The organism is Polaromonas sp. P3_A5 (genome assembly GCF_056403055.1).
This window is the reverse complement of sequence record NZ_JBFUGF010000001.1, coordinates 1,975,335-1,991,092: the sequence shown is the minus strand read 5'-3', so window position 1 is coordinate 1,991,092 and position 15,758 is coordinate 1,975,335. Positions and strand designations below refer to the sequence as shown.

General features: G+C 63.2%; 16 protein-coding genes. 7 read left to right on the top strand and 9 right to left on the bottom strand.

What is annotated here, in order from left to right:
* Nucleotides 1–162: 162 nt before the first annotated feature.
* Nucleotides 163–2,562, bottom strand: coding sequence for a YgiQ family radical SAM protein (locus tag AC1DU8_RS09400; protein ID WP_477665932.1), 2,400 nt, complete (start codon nt 2,560–2,562; stop codon nt 163–165).
* A gap of 168 nt (nt 2,563–2,730) precedes the next feature.
* Here AC1DU8_RS09400 and AC1DU8_RS09395 point away from each other — a divergent pair, with 168 nt between their 5' ends.
* On the top strand, nt 2,731–3,147 hold the full coding sequence (locus tag AC1DU8_RS09395; protein WP_457280722.1) for a DUF2784 domain-containing protein: 417 nt from the start codon (nt 2,731–2,733) through the stop codon (nt 3,145–3,147).
* Here the strand turns inward: AC1DU8_RS09395 and AC1DU8_RS09390 are convergent.
* From AC1DU8_RS09390 to AC1DU8_RS09365, 6 genes are all read right to left on the bottom strand, one after another.
* Nucleotides 3,144–3,488 carry an antibiotic biosynthesis monooxygenase family protein gene (locus tag AC1DU8_RS09390; protein WP_477665931.1) on the bottom strand — a complete coding sequence of 115 codons (345 nt, stop codon included), beginning with the start codon at nt 3,486–3,488 and terminating at the stop codon, nt 3,144–3,146. The genes AC1DU8_RS09395 and AC1DU8_RS09390 overlap by 4 nt on opposite strands.
* Nucleotides 3,485–4,672, bottom strand: coding sequence for a cytochrome P450 (locus tag AC1DU8_RS09385; protein WP_477702280.1), 1,188 nt, complete (start codon nt 4,670–4,672; stop codon nt 3,485–3,487). The genes AC1DU8_RS09390 and AC1DU8_RS09385 overlap by 4 nt, the downstream gene beginning before the upstream one ends.
* 259 nt (nt 4,673–4,931) lie before the next feature.
* The gene (fahA, locus tag AC1DU8_RS09380) at nt 4,932–6,209 is read right to left on the bottom strand and encodes a fumarylacetoacetase (protein ID WP_477702281.1); all 1,278 of its coding nucleotides are present in this window, start codon (nt 6,207–6,209) and stop codon (nt 4,932–4,934) included.
* A gap of 5 nt (nt 6,210–6,214) precedes the next feature.
* Nucleotides 6,215–7,519 carry a homogentisate 1,2-dioxygenase gene (hmgA, locus tag AC1DU8_RS09375; protein ID WP_477702282.1) on the bottom strand — a complete coding sequence of 435 codons (1,305 nt, stop codon included), beginning with the start codon at nt 7,517–7,519 and terminating at the stop codon, nt 6,215–6,217.
* A 50-nt stretch (nt 7,520–7,569) separates the two neighbouring features.
* Nucleotides 7,570–8,028, bottom strand: coding sequence for a MarR family winged helix-turn-helix transcriptional regulator (locus AC1DU8_RS09370; protein WP_457280717.1), 459 nt, complete (start codon nt 8,026–8,028; stop codon nt 7,570–7,572).
* Between the two features lie 104 nt (nt 8,029–8,132).
* Entirely contained in the window at nt 8,133–8,594 is a 462-nt protein-coding gene (locus AC1DU8_RS09365; RefSeq protein ID WP_477702283.1) for a CHRD domain-containing protein, read from the bottom strand.
* A gap of 221 nt (nt 8,595–8,815) precedes the next feature.
* On the opposite strand from AC1DU8_RS09365, the gene ku reads away from it, so the two are divergent.
* From ku to AC1DU8_RS09340, 5 genes are all read left to right on the top strand, one after another.
* Nucleotides 8,816–9,757, top strand: a complete 942-nt coding sequence (gene ku / locus AC1DU8_RS09360; protein ID WP_477690115.1) for a non-homologous end joining protein Ku — start codon at nt 8,816–8,818, stop codon at nt 9,755–9,757.
* Between the two features lie 27 nt (nt 9,758–9,784).
* Nucleotides 9,785–12,460 (top strand): DNA ligase D, encoded by a 2,676-nt coding sequence (gene ligD / locus AC1DU8_RS09355; RefSeq protein ID WP_477726670.1) that lies wholly within the window; start codon nt 9,785–9,787, stop codon nt 12,458–12,460.
* A gap of 154 nt (nt 12,461–12,614) precedes the next feature.
* The gene (locus AC1DU8_RS09350; protein WP_457280713.1) at nt 12,615–12,875 is read left to right on the top strand and encodes a hypothetical protein; all 261 of its coding nucleotides are present in this window, start codon (nt 12,615–12,617) and stop codon (nt 12,873–12,875) included.
* A gap of 93 nt (nt 12,876–12,968) precedes the next feature.
* Nucleotides 12,969–13,142 carry a hypothetical protein gene (locus AC1DU8_RS09345; RefSeq protein ID WP_477726669.1) on the top strand — a complete coding sequence of 58 codons (174 nt, stop codon included), beginning with the start codon at nt 12,969–12,971 and terminating at the stop codon, nt 13,140–13,142.
* Nucleotides 13,139–13,459, top strand: a complete 321-nt coding sequence (locus AC1DU8_RS09340) for a hypothetical protein (RefSeq protein WP_477690113.1) — start codon at nt 13,139–13,141, stop codon at nt 13,457–13,459. Before AC1DU8_RS09345 ends, AC1DU8_RS09340 begins: the two co-directional genes overlap by 4 nt.
* A gap of 121 nt (nt 13,460–13,580) precedes the next feature.
* Here AC1DU8_RS09340 and AC1DU8_RS09335 read toward each other — a convergent pair whose 3' ends face one another.
* Nucleotides 13,581–14,141: a ferritin-like domain-containing protein gene (locus AC1DU8_RS09335; RefSeq protein WP_477690112.1), complete on the bottom strand. Its 561-nt coding sequence runs from the start codon at nt 14,139–14,141 to the stop codon at nt 13,581–13,583.
* Between the two features lie 491 nt (nt 14,142–14,632).
* On the opposite strand from AC1DU8_RS09335, the gene AC1DU8_RS09330 reads away from it, so the two are divergent.
* Nucleotides 14,633–14,974, top strand: a complete 342-nt coding sequence (locus AC1DU8_RS09330) for a MoaF N-terminal domain-containing protein (RefSeq protein WP_457280709.1) — start codon at nt 14,633–14,635, stop codon at nt 14,972–14,974.
* Here AC1DU8_RS09330 and AC1DU8_RS09325 read toward each other — a convergent pair.
* Nucleotides 14,971–15,639: a DsbA family oxidoreductase gene (locus AC1DU8_RS09325; protein ID WP_457280708.1), complete on the bottom strand. Its 669-nt coding sequence runs from the start codon at nt 15,637–15,639 to the stop codon at nt 14,971–14,973. The genes AC1DU8_RS09330 and AC1DU8_RS09325 overlap by 4 nt on opposite strands.
* Nucleotides 15,640–15,758 lie beyond the last annotated feature (119 nt).

Genomic DNA, 15,758 nt, shown 5'->3' with positions numbered 1-15,758 from the left:
GTCAAGCTTAGCCGGGCACACCGAAGCTGCCGGTACGTGCACGTAGTTGCTATCAATTCAATAGCTGCTTGCGCACGTTCCCATTGGGCTCAAAGCCAATTTCATTCATAAAAAAGGCTCCATCGGAGCCTTTTTACATCGAAATACCTGCGCTGGCAGCGCCTAGCGGCCCTTGCGGCCACCGGGCTTGCCACCGGCGCCCTGCGCCAGCGGCGGCAGGCCGGTGTGACGGGTCAGCAATCGGCCCTTTACCACCGGCGAAGCCTTGACTGTGGTGGCCGTGCCGGTCGAGTTCTTGCGCCGCGCGCTGGTGTAGCTGCCGTCGGTCATCGGCTGGAAGGTCGGGATCAGGTGGTGCTTGCCGTTGCCGATCAAATCAGCGCGGCCCATGGCCTTGAGCGCCTCGCGCAGCACCGGCCAGTTGTTGGGGTCGTGGTAACGCAAGAAGGCCTTGTGCAGCCGGCGGCGGCGCTCGCCGCGCACGATGTCCACCGTCTCGCTGTCGCGCGTGATCTTGCGCAGCGGGTTCTTGTTGGTGTGGTACATCGTCGTGGCCGTGGCCATCGGACTCGGGTAAAACGTCTGCACCTGGTCGGCCCTGAAGCCGTTTTTCTTGAGCCAGATCGCCAGGTTCATCATGTCTTCGTCGCTGGTGCCCGGGTGGGCGGCGATGAAGTACGGAATCAGGAACTGCTTCTTGCCGGCTTCCAGCGAATACTTGTCGAACATCTGCTTGAACTTGTCATAGCTGCCGATGCCGGGCTTCATCATCTTGGTGAGCGGGCCCTGCTCGGTGTGCTCGGGCGCGATCTTGAGGTAGCCACCCACGTGATGGCTGACAAGCTCTTTCACGTACTCGGGGCTTTGCACGGCCAGGTCGTAGCGCAGGCCGGAGCTGATGAGAATCTTCTTCACGCCCTTCAAGGCCCGCGCGCGGCGGTACATCTTGATCAGCGGGTTGTGGTCGGTATTGAGGTTGGAGCAGATGCCCGGGTACACGCAGCTCGGCTTGCGGCAGGCGGCCTCGATCTCGGGCGACTTGCAGCCGATACGGTACATGTTGGCGGTTGGCCCACCCAGGTCGGAGATCGCGCCGGTAAAACCCTTGACGGTGTCGCGGATCGCCTCGATCTCGCGGATGACAGAGTCTTCGGAGCGGCTCTGGATGATGCGGCCTTCATGCTCGGTGATGGAGCAGAAAGTGCAGCCGCCAAAGCAGCCGCGCATGATGTTGACGCTAAAGCGGATCATCTCCCACGCCGGGATCTTGGTGGCGCCGTCATGGCTGCCGTTTTCGTCGGCATAGCGCGGGTGCGGTGAGCGCGCGTAAGGCAGGTCGAAGACGTAGTCCATCTCGGCCGTGGTCAGCGGGATGGGCGGTGGCGTGATCCACACGTCGCGCGCGGTGGCACCCTCGCCGTGGGCCTGAACCAGGGCGCGTGCGTTGCCGGGGTTCGTCTCAAGGTGCAGCACGCGGTTGGCGTGGGCATACAGCACCGCATCGCTCTTGACCTGCTCGTAAGACGGCAGGCGGATCACGGATCGGTCGCGCGGGGGAACCTTGATCTTGCCCTGCGCAGTGTGCACTGTGGACGGCAGATTCGGGTTGGCGACGAAAGTCAGCGGCTTGATGGCCGGGTTGGCCGCGGCGGCGGGCTTGACGGCCTTGGCGAGCACAGGCGAGCCTTTTGCTTCCGCCTCAACCGCCACTTCAGCGGCTTCATCTTCCCGCGCGCAAGTCGCGCCCTGTTCCCGCGCCTGGTCGGAAATCATCAGATATGGGTTGACATGCGCTTCGACCCGGCCCGGTGCATCCACGCTGGTGGAATCGATTTCAAACCAGCCGTTGGCGGTTTCGTCGCCAGTGCGGCGGATAAAGGCGGTGCCGCGAACGTCGGTGATGCTGCCCACCGGCTCTTTAGCCGCCAGGCGATGGGCGATCTCGACTATCGCGCGTTCGGCATTGCCGTACAGCAACAGGTCGCATTTCGCATCGACCACCACGCTGCGGCGAACTTTGTCGGACCAGTAGTCGTAATGCGCGATGCGGCGCAGCGAACCTTCAATGCCGCCCAGGATGATAGGCACGTCTTTGTAGGCTTCGCGGCAGCGCTGTGAATACACCAGCGCCGCGCGGTCGGGGCGTTTGCCGCCGATGTCGCCGGGGGTGTAGGCGTCATCACTGCGGATCTTGTGGTCCGCCGTGTAACGATTGATCATCGAGTCCATGTTGCCGGCGGTCACGCCGAAGAACAGGTTGGGCTTGCCCAGCACGCGGAAGGGTTCGGCGCTTTGCCAGTCGGGCTGGGCGATGATGCCGACGCGAAAGCCTTGCGCCTCCAGCATGCGGCCAATGACGGCCATACCGAAGCTCGGGTGGTCTACATAGGCGTCGCCCGTGACGATGATGATGTCGCAGCTGTCCCAGCCGAGCGCGTCCATTTCGGCCCGGCTGGTGGGCAAAAATTTGGCCGTGCCAAAGCGGGCCGCCCAGTACTTGCGGTAACTGGTGAGCGGCTTGGCGGCGCGCGCAAAGAAGGAGACGTCGACGGGGGCGTTCATGGAGGGTTTGGGGTAACCCTCCATTGTAAGGTTTACCCTGAGTTTTGCCTCTTTATTCGGCATTTAAGCCCTACAAACACCTCTCAATGCACGATTGGCACGTTTAAAGTGGCCGCGTGGCCACGAACGGCCGCGAATAAACACGCTTTACTGACTCCTCACACACCCATGAGCCCTTTCACCGCTGCCCTGCTAGCAGACTCGATCCTGGTGTTGCACGTCGCTATCGTCGCCTTTGCCGTGCTCGGCCAACTACTGTTCATGGCCGGCGGCTGGTGCGGTTGGGTCTGGGTTCGCGCGCCGTGGGTCAGGCTCACGCATCTGGCGCTGATCGGCTTTGTGGTGGCGCAAAGCTGGCTGGGCGAGATCTGCCCGCTCACCATTTGGGAACAGGCCCTGAGGCAGCTGGCCGGGCAAGCCAGTTATGGCGGCTCCTTCATTGAGCACTGGCTGTCGCGGCTGATCTTCTTCAACGCGCCGGCGTGGGTGTTCATGGTGGCTTATACCGGATTCGGCCTGCTGGTGTTGCTGAGCTGGTGGTGGTGGCCGCCCCGCTGGAAGCGCGCCAGGCCCCGCAGCGCCTAGCCGTGCTGCTCGCGGCTGTCCGCCGGCGCCTCGTCCCGTTCGTTCAGCCCGTAGTCACGCAGCACATGGGCCACACGCAGGCGGTAGTTTTCAAACACGCCACCGCGCCCGCGGCTTTGCGCCTTGCGGTGGGATTCCAGACGGCGCCATTCCATCACGGCGGCTTCGTCCCTGAAGAATGAGAGCGATAGCAGCTTGCCCGGGTTGCTCAGGCTTTGAAAACGTTCGACGGAAATAAAGCCGTCTATTTGCTCGAGCTGCGGCTTGAGCGCAGCAGCAATATTGAGATAGGTCTGCATGTTGCCTTCAGCGGGCTGCACTTCAAAAATGATGGCGATCATGTGGAGCTTTCAGTCGCGGTATCCATCAGAAAAAACGGGATGCGGGCGTTCATGGAAGGCCGGTAGTGCCAGCTGCCCAGTGTCGATAGCTGCAGCTTGCCTGAATCCAGCAAGGACTGGATGGCTGCGGCTGCGACGGTGCAGGCCAGCGACTGACCGGGGCACTGGTGCGCGCCCCTGCCGAAGCCGGGCACCTCACGGCTCGCGCGGTCCAGCAAAAACCGGTCGGGCTCCGGGTTGCACAAAGGGTCACGGCCGGCGGCCGCCAGAACCACAAGGATGGCATCGCCCGCCTTCAGGGAAACCCCCGCCACCTCCGTTGCCTCTGCCACAAAACGGCGCGTGTTGTGGATGGACGGGTCGTGGCGGCTGACCTCGTTCACCATCTGAAGCAGCTTGCCCGGATCCTGCCCCACGGTTTCGGCCAGGCCCGGCTGCGTGGCCAGTGCCACCAGGCTGTTCCCGACAAGTCCGGCAGTCGCCTCGCAGGTCTGCGACAGCAGGCCGACCAGGTTGGCGAGCAACGCTGCGGCGTCATTCCAACCCACCTTCTGCGCTTCCAGCCGGACACGGGCGACGGCGCTCTCCGGGCTTGCGTCCGCCTGCACCAGCGCCGAGAACCTTGCCAGCAAGGCCGCTGCAGCATCACCCGCCGCAGCTAACTGCTCCGGCGTGCTGAGCGGAGACAGGCACGCCACAAAGTCGCGCGTCCAGCCTGCAACAAGCGGCAGTTCGGCCTGCGCAAAACCCAGGGCATCAGCGACTGCCATCACCGGCACATCAAAAACCCACTGCGACAACGCCGCTCCGCGCAGGGGTTCGCCACCCATGGCTTTCGCCCCAATCAAGCCAGTGCGCTCGCCAACACGGTCCAGATCCAGCGCGGCCAGGAAACGCTGCAAGGCCAGTTTGGGTGCGTCGTGCCGGAGGCCGTCGTTCATGCGAACCAGGTGGCCGAACACCTCACCCGCCGCCGACCCGACGATGGCCTGCGGCACGGGCTCAGCCGCCGGCCTCACACGGCATGCCGGGTTGCCCAGCACGGCATTGACCGCGGCCGCACTGGTCGCGACCCAGAGCTTGCGTGGTGCGTCAAACACCAGCGGTGGGCCGGCCACCAGCGCGGCGTAATAAGGATAGGGGTTAGGGTGGCTGGGTGCCGCGAGGATGTGTTCGGGATGCATGCTGCCATTCTTGCGCAAGGGCTGACCGGATGCTTCGTCGCGGGGCGAAGTGTTGGCAGTTGCCCCGGGTCCTCCTGCGGGGACATGGACGCAGCCAGCCGGCAGGGTTAAAGAGCTTCGAAACAGCTGCTCAAGGGCTCACCGGCCCAGAAATGCTAAAAACCAGCTTTTTTAGCATGAAAAGTGTCGCCCGCCCTTATTTAACAAGCGCGAGCAGCTATCAACTTGATAGCAAAATACATCTGCAACACAAGATGCTTTACAGACCCCTGGCCGGCAGCACCTGCCCACGGCATTCGCCAAAACCAATCCGCCGGAAGCCTTCGCGCACGCAGCTTGCACGCAGGATGACGGCGTCGCCGTCCTGCAGGAAGATGCGCTTTTCGCCATTGGCCAGGGTCAACGCATTCTTGCCGCCCATGCTCAGCTCCAGCAACGAGCCGGCCTGTTCCGGCGCCGGGCCTGACAGCGTGCCCGAGCCCAGCAAATCACCGGGCTGCAGGTTGCAGCCGTTGACGGTATGGTGCGTGAGCAGCTGTGCCACCGTCCAGTAGGCGTCGCGAAAGTTCGACTGCGACAGGCGCTCGGGGCCCCGGCCGGCTTCCCGCATGGCCTCGGTCTCTATCCACACTTCCAGCGCCACATCCATACCGCCCAGGCGGCGGTTGCCTTCCGAGTCCAGGTACGGCAAGGGCTGCGGGTCGCCTTCGGGCCGTACGAACGGTGCGCGAAACGGCGCCAGTGCCTCCATCGTGACGACCCACGGCGAGAGGGTGCTGGCGAAGTTTTTGGACAGGAACGGGCCGAGCGGCTGGTATTCCCAGGCCTGCACATCACGCGCCGACCAGTCGTTAAGCAGCACCATGCCAAAGGCATGTGCTTCAGCCTGAGCCATGGCGATGGGCTCGCCCAGCGCGTTGCCCTGCCCCACCAGTACGCCGAGTTCCAGTTCGTAGTCGAGTCGCTGGGTGGGACGCAACGCGGGCGCCGCGTCGTCCGGGCCTTTGGTCTGGCCCAGCGGGCGGGGAAAGGCCTGGCCGCTCACGCCGATGGACGACGCGCGGCCGTGGTAGCCGATGGGAACCCACTTGTAATTGGGCAGCAGCGGCGCATCGGGCCGAAACAGCTTGCCGACGGTGGTGGCGTGGTGGATGCCGGTGTAAAAGTCGGTGTAGTCGCCGATGCGGCAAGGCAGGTGCAGGGTCACCGAATCCTGGGGGGACAAAAAGTTCTTCCACTCAGCCTGCTTTGAGCTGCCCTCTGCGAGGCCTCGCGAGATCGCCGCTCTCAGCGCGCTCGTTGTCGCCAGGCTTTGTGCCATCAACCCGTTCATATCACCGGTATCGAGCAGCCCGGCCGCCCGAACATCCAGCACCTGGTCGCCAATGGCCACGCCGATCTTGCGCGCGCCCTGCGGCCCCTGGCTGTAGGTGCCAAACGGCAGATTCTGGATGGGAAAGTCTGTTCCCGCGTCATTCGCAGATGCGACCCAGCTGCGCAGCCCAAGGTCGTGGGTGGCGTTGAGTGACTGGTTCATGCGCGTCAGCCCTTGAACTGGTCTTTGAGCCCGGCCCAGCAACTGCTGTAGCCGGCATCCAGCGCCCCACCCTCCAGCGCATAGGCCGTCGGGATGAAGCGGTAGCGGCTTTCAAACATGAAGGCCAGCGTGTTGTCCAGCTTGTGCGGCGCCAGTGCGGCCGTGCTGGCTTTCTCGAAGGCTTCGGTGTCCGGGCCGTGCGGCACCATGCAGTTGTGCAGCGACGCGCCGCCGGGCTTGAAGCCTTCGGGCTTGGCGTCGTACTGGCCATAGACCAGGCCCATGAATTCGCTCATGAGGTTGCGGTGGTACCAGGGCGGGCGGAAGGTGTTCTCGGCCACCAGCCAGCGTGGCGGAAAGATCACGAAGTCGGAGTTGGCCGTGCCCACTGTGTCCGAGGGCGAGGTCAGCACGGTGAAGATGGATGGGTCCGGATGGTCATAGCTGATGGAGCCGATGGTCATGAAATGGGCCGTGTCGTACTTGTAAGGCACCAGGTTGCCGTGCCAGGCCACCACATTGAAGGGGCTGGCCGCTTGCCTGGCCGACCACAGGCGGCCGCCGAATTTCTTGACGATCTCAAAGCCGCCCTTGGGCGCAGGCGCGCTGTCGAACGCCGCCGTAGGTGCCAGGAAGTCACGCGCATTGGCCAGGCCGTTGGAGCCGATCGGGCCGAGTTCCGGCAGGCGAAAGTGCGCGCCGTAGTTTTCGCAGACGTAGCCGCGCGATGCGCCGTCGGGCAGGCCCACGCTGAAGGCCATTCCACGCGGCACCACGGCGATTTCCCCGGGAGTGACATCCAGGATGCCGAGCTCGGTCGTGACCACCAGCCGGCCCTGCTGCGGCACCAGCAGCATCTCGCCGTCGGCATTGACCAGCGCGCGTTGCAACATGGAACGATTGGCGACATACACCTGCGCGGCCATGCCCGTCTGCGCTTCGGCGTCGCCGTTGGCGGCCACAGTGCGAATGCCGTCCACAAAATCCAGCGGCTCGGGGGGAATGGCGAATGGATTCCAGCGCAAGGGATCGGGCGGCACGGCGCAGCCACCCGCCGCGCCGGTCGTCCACTGCGGCTGTTCATACGGCTTGTAGCCACCTGTCATCACAGAAGGCTGGCGGCGGTACATCCAGGTGCGGCGGTTCTCGGCGCGCGGCGCGGTGAAAGCGGTGCCGGAAATCAGCTCGGTGTACAAATCGTGCGGCGCGCGCTGCGGGCTGTTGCGCCCTTGCGGCAGCGCGCCGGCAACGGCCTCGCTGGCAAATTCATTGCCGAAGCCGGACTGGTAATGCAAGGTGTTGGTGCTCATGGATGTTTCCCCCGGGAATCTGCAATGTTCAGTTCAACGAATCGACGCCATCATTCTTCAGCATCGCCGGGCTCACCACCGCCGGCCTTGGCCTTCTCGATCAGCCTGTCGAAAAAATCACTGAGCTGCGTGCGCTCGGCCGCGCTCAGCACGCCAAAAATGTCCTGGTTGCGCTGCCCCACCACTTCCATGGTGCGCTGCCATGCCTTTTTGCCTTTGGGGGTGAGTGTCAGCACCACGCCGCGCCCATCCGTCGGGCTTGCGGCCTTGACGACCAGGCCCTGATCGACCAGCGACTGGGCCGCACGGCTGGCCTGGCCTTTGTTCAGATTGGCTTTTTGCGCGAGGTCGTTCACCGACAGCGGCGCGAAGGTGCCCACGGCCGTGAGGCAACGGGCATCACTCATCGACAGGCGCGCGTCCGCCACATAAGCACGCTGGCTTTCAATGTCCGTCAGCTTGTGCAGAAGGTGCAGGCGGTAGGTCAGGGTTCTGTCGAGCTTGATCATGTAGCGACCGGGTAAGTTTATGGTTGCGTCCGCAACTATAAACCGATCCGGTTGCGCCCGCAACCATTTATCAAGACGGGCCCGAGGGGCCTCTTCGGGAGGCCCTAGTTACGCACCATCGTCATCTGGCCGCGCACTTCCCCTGCGGGATAAGCAGCTGTGTGGATGTTGGCATACCAGCGGCCCGCCATCAGGTCGGCGGCCTGGGCGGCCGTCAGCGTGGCGCTGCCGTCCATGGGGCTGCGGACGGGGCTGGCCCATCCCAAAGCAACACCGGCGTTGGCGCCGATGACGGCCGGACCATGGAAGTGTCCCGCAGTCGCCGGGCCGGTCAGACGGGTGTAGTTGACCTTCCAGCGCAGCAGGTTGGTACTGGTATCGAAAACGGCATCGACCGAGCCGCTACCGGTGCTGGCATTGGCGGGCACCTCATTGGCGCCGCGAAGCTGCGTGGTGAATGCGACCAGGCTGGATTGCTTGTTCATCACGCCGCAGCCCGTGGTGGCGGCAGCGGCTACGGCCATCGCGGCAAGGGAAACTCGGGTGGCGGCGCGGCGTGAAAGCATGGGTCAGCTCCTTGAAAAGTTGCAGCCGATTGTGCGCGCTGCACGCAGATCAAACCCGTAGGACAAACCCCATGCGAACAGTCGGTTCCGGACGACGCCCGTACCCCATCGCACACCGACACGCCTGCGTGCACGCGGGCCGGAGACTGGACTGATAGTTGTGGCCTGCACTCCCCACTCCCCCAGGCCAGCCCGCAATCATCAGCAGAAAGACTCACACCATGGCATCGCGCGTTTTATGGAAAGGGGCCATCAGTTTCGGCCTGGTTCACATCCCCGTAGCGCTGCATTCGGCCACCTCGGAAAGCGGCATTGACTTCGACTGGCTGGACAAGCGCAGCATGGACCCTGTGGGTTACAAGCGCGTCAACAAGCGCACGGGCAAAGAGATCACCCGGGAAAACATCGTCAAGGGCGTCGAATACGAAGACGGCCAGTACATCGTGCTGTCGGAAGAAGAGATCAAGTCCGCCTACCCCAAGACCACCCAGACCATTGAAATCGAAAGCTTTGTGCCCAACACGGAGATTCCTTTCGTTTACCTGGAGCGGCCCTACTACATCGCCCCCATCAACAAAGGGCAAAAAGTCTACGCACTGCTGCGCGACACCCTGCTGAAGACGCAGCGCGTGGGCATCGCCCGCGTCATCATCCAGACCAAGCAGCACCTGGCCGTGCTGGTGCCTTCAGGCCCGGCGCTGATATTGAACCTGCTGCGCTGGGGCGCCGACATCCGCTCGCTCGAGGAGCTGGATCTGCCGCCTGTCGGCGCCAAGGCCGCGGGCCTGTCCGACAAGGAACTGGCGATGGCCAGACAGCTGGTGGACGACATGACCGGCAAATGGGACCCGGAGCAGTTCTCCGACTCCTTCAGGGACGACATCATGGCGCTGGTCAAACGCAAGGCGAAGGAAGGCAAACTGGAAAGCGTGGTGCAGCCGGAAGAATCCGGCGAACCCGAAGCCCGCTCCGGCGCCAAGATCATTGACCTGACGGAGTTGCTGCAGCGCAGCCTGCGCAAAGGCGGCGGCAATGCCTCCAAAACCAGGGCAGCCGACAAAACCACAGCGAAAACCAGCAAGGCTGCAGCCAAAAGCCCGGCGCGCAAAAAACCCGCCGCCAGGGCGCGCGCGCATGCTCCCGCCAAACGGCGCGCCGCCTAACCCGCCACCTGCTCGCCGATAGACCTTATGGGCGCCCGCGACCTGCTAAAGCCTTACCGCGCCAAGCGCGACTTCTCCCGCACGCCTGAGCCTGCACAAGGCGGCACTCGCACGCACAAGGCGCTGAGTTTCGTGATCCAGAAACACGACGCGCGCAACCTGCATTACGACTTCCGCCTGGAGCTTCAGGGCACGCTCAAGAGCTGGGCAATTCCCAAAGGGCCCAGCCTGGATCCGTCCGTCAAGCGCATGGGCATGCATGTGGAAGACCATCCCATTTCCTATGCAGGTTTCGAAGGCAGCATTCCACCAAAGCAATACGGCGCGGGCGACGTGATTGTCTGGGACCGCGGCCTGTGGACGCCGCATGGAGACCCGGTCAAAGGGCTGAAAGACGGGAAACTCAAATTCGAGCTGCACGGCGAAAAACTCAAGGGCGGCTGGACGCTGGTGCGCATGCACGGCCGCGGCAATGAGAAGCAGGAGCCCTGGCTGCTGATCAAGGAACACGACGGCTACGCCCGCCCGGAAACGGAGTTTGACGTGCGCGAGGCCCTGCCCAACAGCGTGCTCTCGGGCAAGCCACTGCCACGCGACACCGCGGAAAACCCCGGCAAGGCGGGCGCTTCGGCCAGCGCTGGTATCGGGAAGACAGCCGCTACCCGAAAGACCGCCAGGAAGATTGCCAAACAGGGACGCAGAAACACACCCGCTACTGGCATCCCCGAAGGCGCCGTCGCGGCAAAGCTGCCACAGACACTGGCTCCGCAACTGGCCACCCTGGTCGCACGTCCTCCAGCCGACCCGCAAGGCTGGGCCTACGAGATCAAGTACGACGGCTACCGCCTGCTGGCCCGCATCGACGGGTCGTCGGTTCGCCTCATCACGCGCAAAGGCAACGACTGGACAAACAAGCTGCCCAAGCTGGCGAAGGCCGTGGGCGCGCTGGAAATTTCGTCTGGCTGGGTAGACGGCGAAATCGTCGTGATGAACGAACACGGCGTGCCCGACTTCGGCGCGCTGCAAAACGCGTTTGACCATGCCAGCACGGCCCGCATCATTTTTTACGTGTTCGACCTTCCCTACTTTGACGGGCTGGACCTGCGGCAACTGCCACTGGCGCAGCGCCGTGAAATCCTCTGCGCGCTGGTCACCCGCAATCCGCAGGACACCATCCGTTTCAGCGATGCGTTTGATGAAGCACCGCAGGATCTGCTTGAGTCGGCCCGGCGTGTCGGGCTGGAAGGCGTGATCGGCAAACGCGTGGACTCGGCTTACGTGTCACGCCGCTCGCCGGACTGGATCAAGCTCAAGACCCAGCTGCGCCAGGAATTCGTCATCGGCGGTTACACCGAACCCAAGGGTTCGCGCGCCGGCCTGGGTGCACTGATGCTGGGCGTGCACGACGGCGAAGGCGCGCTCCTGTACGCCGGCAACGTCGGTACCGGCTTTAACGACGCAACGCTCAAGGACCTCAAGGCGAGGCTGCAAAAGATCCACGCCGACCGCAGTCCTTTTACCAGGGTGCCCGCCGGGGTCAAGGGCCAATGGGTCAAGCCGCGTTTGCTGGCCGAAGTGGCCTTTGGTGAATGGACCCATGGCGGCCATATCCGCCACTCCGTATTCCAGGGCCTGCGCACCGACAAACCCGCAACAAACATCCTCCGTGAAAAACCCGCCGTCCTGGAGCGCGGCAAGAAAGGCACTACCGTGAACCCCGCCCAAAAAACCTCCACCGAAAAACCTACCGCGAAGGGTGGCCTGAACGTCCCTGAAAAAAAGACCGCGAAGTCCGCCCCTGCAGCGCTGAAGTCCCTGCGTGTCACGCATGCTGACCGGGTGATCGACAGCAGCACCGGCTTCACCAAGCAAAACGTGGTCGAGCACTACGCACAGGTCGCGGCGCTGATGCTGCCGCACCTCAAGGCCCGGCCCACCGCGCTGGTGCGCGCGCCTTCGGGCATAGGTGGTGAGCTGTTCTTCCAGAAGCATGCCGAAGCTACGTCAATTCCCGGCATCAAATTGCTGGACCCCGCGCTGGACCCCGGCCATGGTCCGCTGCTGGAGATTCCCTCCACAGCCGCCCTGCTGGCGGCCGCGCAGATCAACGTGATCGAGTTCCATACCTGGAACGCCACCACGCGCGCCATCCACAAGCCCGACCGCATGACGTTCGACCTGGACCCGGGTGAAGGCGTTGCCTGGCCGCAGGTTCAGGAAGCTGCGCAACTGGTGCGCGCTTTCCTTGACGAACTGAAGCTCGTGAATTTCCTGAAAACCAGCGGCGGCAAAGGCCTGCACGTGGTGGTGCCGCTCAAGCGGCAATACGATTTCGACACCGTGAAGGATTTCTCGCATGCCATCGTGATGCACCTGGCCACCGTGATCCCCCAGCGCTTTGCCGCCAAGAGCGGCCCTAAAAACCGCATCGGCAAGATTTTTCCGGACTACCTGCGCAATGGATTTGGCGCCACCACCGTCGCGGCGTGGTCCATGCGTGCCCGGCCGGGCCTCGGCGTGTCCGTCCCTGTCGATTGGGATGAACTGGCCTCGCTGACCGGCGGCGCACACTGGACGGCGCAAACCCTGGGCGGGCGCCTGGCCATCGGCAACCAGCCCTGGGAGACTTACGAGGCGTCACGCAACGGGCTCACCGCCGCCATGAAACAAGTGGGCTTCAAGGCGCCACCGGCCGCGAAATAGCCCTCACGGCGGCCCTGCCTGGGTTGTCGTTGCACTCCTACAGACCCAAGGCCTACGGCCTGACACGCGGGTGAAGGGCTTGAGCCTAGATTCGCCTGGATAAGGAGTTCTGTTTGCCCGGCCTTATTCAAGGGATGAACCAGAAATGCTCACCATGAAGCAGCTCGATGAAATGGATTTGACGCTTTACCTGCAGACTGAAGGTCGGCGAATGGCCGCAGAGCTCCGAGGCAAGACACTGCCGGACGCAGAAAACCAGTCGCCCACACCGCCTGACTCCTGTCCGCCCGCGGCTCGGCACCCCAGTGCCCACGGGCCCGCTCAACAGCAATGCGCGACCCCGGCCCCGGCACGCAGCCTGAGCGAGGCCTTGCAGCGCATGGGTGTGACGGGCTCACCTTCGCGCCGGGTGTAGGCATTCGCCGCGACTTGCGGCCCAAGGGCTGGCCCTGTTGCCGGCTGCGTCCTATTATTCAGACAGCGCCATAGAACGCACCTGGAGACACCCATGAAACCCTACCTGCCCTTTGTACTGGCGACCTTGTTTTTCCTGTCCGGCTGCCCCGACAACAAGGTTCCCAAAGCGCCACCCAAGGCGCCCGAGCCCAAAGCCGAAACTGTCGCCACGCCGATACCTCTCATGGTTGCAATCAAAAGCAGCCTGTCCGGCCCCCTTTCATGAAAAACCGTGGATGGCCATCCGGCATGTTTGCGGCCATCTGCCTGGCCGGATGTGCCGGCACAACAGCAGAGCCGCCCCCGCACCCCGTTAGCGTCGACGGGCAGACCTATCTCATCAGCCAGCTGACAGCCGGCACCTGGACAGCCATTGCTCCAGGGTCAAAAGGCGGCAGCGTCATATCGACCCCTTCGGGCCGCGCAGCATTGCTGCAGGCGATTGAACTGCGCTCCGGCTGCAAGGTCACCGATGCTGACTATTCACGCAACGGCGTACAGCTCGACGCCCAGGTGGATTGCGCAAGCAGCCTGAAGAACTAACGGGGGCACTCCCGACATGGAGGAATAAAAAAAGGGGCGACAAATGCCGCCCCTTGGTTTGCCGAGCCTCGAGTGCCGACAAAAATCTTACCGATTCCTTGTGTGCGAAGGCCGACCCTTATCAGGCCTTCAGCGCGTCGCGCAGGGCTTTCACCTGGTCATGATTGCGCTGTGCGCCCTGGGCCTGGCGTTCCACCACGGCCCTGATACCGGCGGGGAAATTACGCTTCAGGGCTTTGCGGTAGCGTGCCACTGCAGCGTCTTCGCCGCGCTCGCATTCATTGAGCATCGCCTGGTCGCTCAACGCGCTCAGCGTGGCCCGCACGGAAACCCATCCGCGATGCAATGCACCGCTGACCGAGCCGCCTTCGTCGGGCTTCCCGCCGAGCTGGCGAATCAGGGTTTGCAGCTCCAGGCCCGCAGCCCGGCATTCATCGGCATGGCGAAGCAGCAGTGTCTTGATGTCCTGCGCCTTGGTGTGCCCGGCGCATTCGCGGAAACCATACTCACCGTCACGGCAAGACTCGAGCAGGTCATTCAGGCTTTCGATGATGGCGTCATCGTCGGCCACTGCGTCATCGCCCGTTGCGACGGCGGTCTTCAATGCACCTGGGTACCGGTTCTCCCCCCTGGCCCAGGCCGCGCGGGGATCAGGATTCTGGTCGTGTTGTTCCTTTGCCATGGTGTGCTCCTTTGTCTCTTGTCGCTTTGTGAAAAGCTGCCCAGACGCCGCCTATAGGGCAACGTGGTGATTTCCAGACATCTGAATCGATGGTGCAACCCAGGGGAGTACCGCACGGTCAGGCAAGCACAGCCACTTTTGTAGGAGAACGCCGCGCACGCCCAGGCAAACTGCCGCGTCAAAAATTTACGCGATTTCGGCCACCAGGCCTTTCAGGGCCAGCGCAAGCAGCTATCAAAACAGGAGCAACGACAAGAAAGAGAATTTGGGCTTTGGAGTACCCAGACGATGGCAGCAGCACTGCCATTGAAAACCCGGCCCTGAATCCACGGCTGAATCCACAGCAAATGCCAGCGCGTCCGCTTGTCCTACATCCGATTAACACGCCTCCCACAAACATGTTCCTGTGCGGGAGCTAAGTTGAAACTGTCGGCAAGCGCATCCGCCTTCATTCAGTCGCGCTGACGTTACTTTTTACTTTTGGAGCTCCCATGACAGCCGCCCTCAACGAATCCCTGCACGGCAAGACCCTGCGCTGGAGCTTCAAGGACGGCCCGACGAAGGGCCTTAGCTTTGAGCATATTTTTTCGGCCGACGGAGGGGTGACCTGGCGCAGCACCGGTCCGGGTTCAAAAGACCACCACGAAAGCGCCAGCGCCGCCGTGAAAATTTCGGACGACGTGCATGTGGTGTCTTATCTTTCAGCCGAAAGCGGCTACACGATCACGGTAGCGCTCAATCTCAAGACCGGCACAGCCACAGGGTTTGCATCCAACGGCAAGGACTGGGTCCAGCAGTCGGGCACTTTTGAAGTGCTGGGCGCGAGCCGTTAGCCTGCGGCGGCAATCTGCCGCAAGGCCTGCTCAAACACTTCAGCGGGTTGCCCACCAGAGATCAGATGGCGGTCGTTAATGATGACGGCCGGCACCGAGTGGATGCCCTGGGTCAGGTAGAACTGTTCGCGTTCGCGCACCTCTGCCGCGTATTCGCCTGACGCCAGCACCTCCCGCGCCCGGGCTTCATCCAGCCCCACTTCGGCAGCCGCTTTCGCCAGCACCTCGTGTGAAGCCGGGCTCTGGCCGTCGGTGAAGTAGCGCTTGAAGAGCAGTTCCTTCAGCGCCTTTTGCTTGTCCACACCTTCCAGTTCGGCCCAGTGCAGCAGGCGGTGCGCATCAAAAGTGTTGTAGATGCGGCTGCGCCCGCCGCCGGGCTCGTCGGCCATGCTGAACTTGAAGCCGACCTGCGCGCCGCGCGCGCGGATGTTCTCACGGTTGGCCTGGGCCTGCGCGGGCGTGATGCCGTATTTCTCGGTGATGTGCTCGGTGATTTCCTGGCCTTCGGGCGACATCTTCGGGTTGAGCTCAAAGGGCTGAAAGTGCAGTTCGGCCTGGATGTCGCCGTGCACGCGCTCCAGCGCCTGGTCCAGCGACTTCAGGCCAATCACGCACCAGGGGCAGGAAACGTCGGACACGAAATCGATTTTGAGTTGGGTGGTCATGGGGGGGCCTTGAGGGTTGCTGTTCTGGCAGACCGATTTTGGCCCGCAGCAAACCAGCTTGCGGTTCCCCCGGGGATATTCAAGTACCCGGCGCGAGGTTAATCAGCGGGAGCCACCCC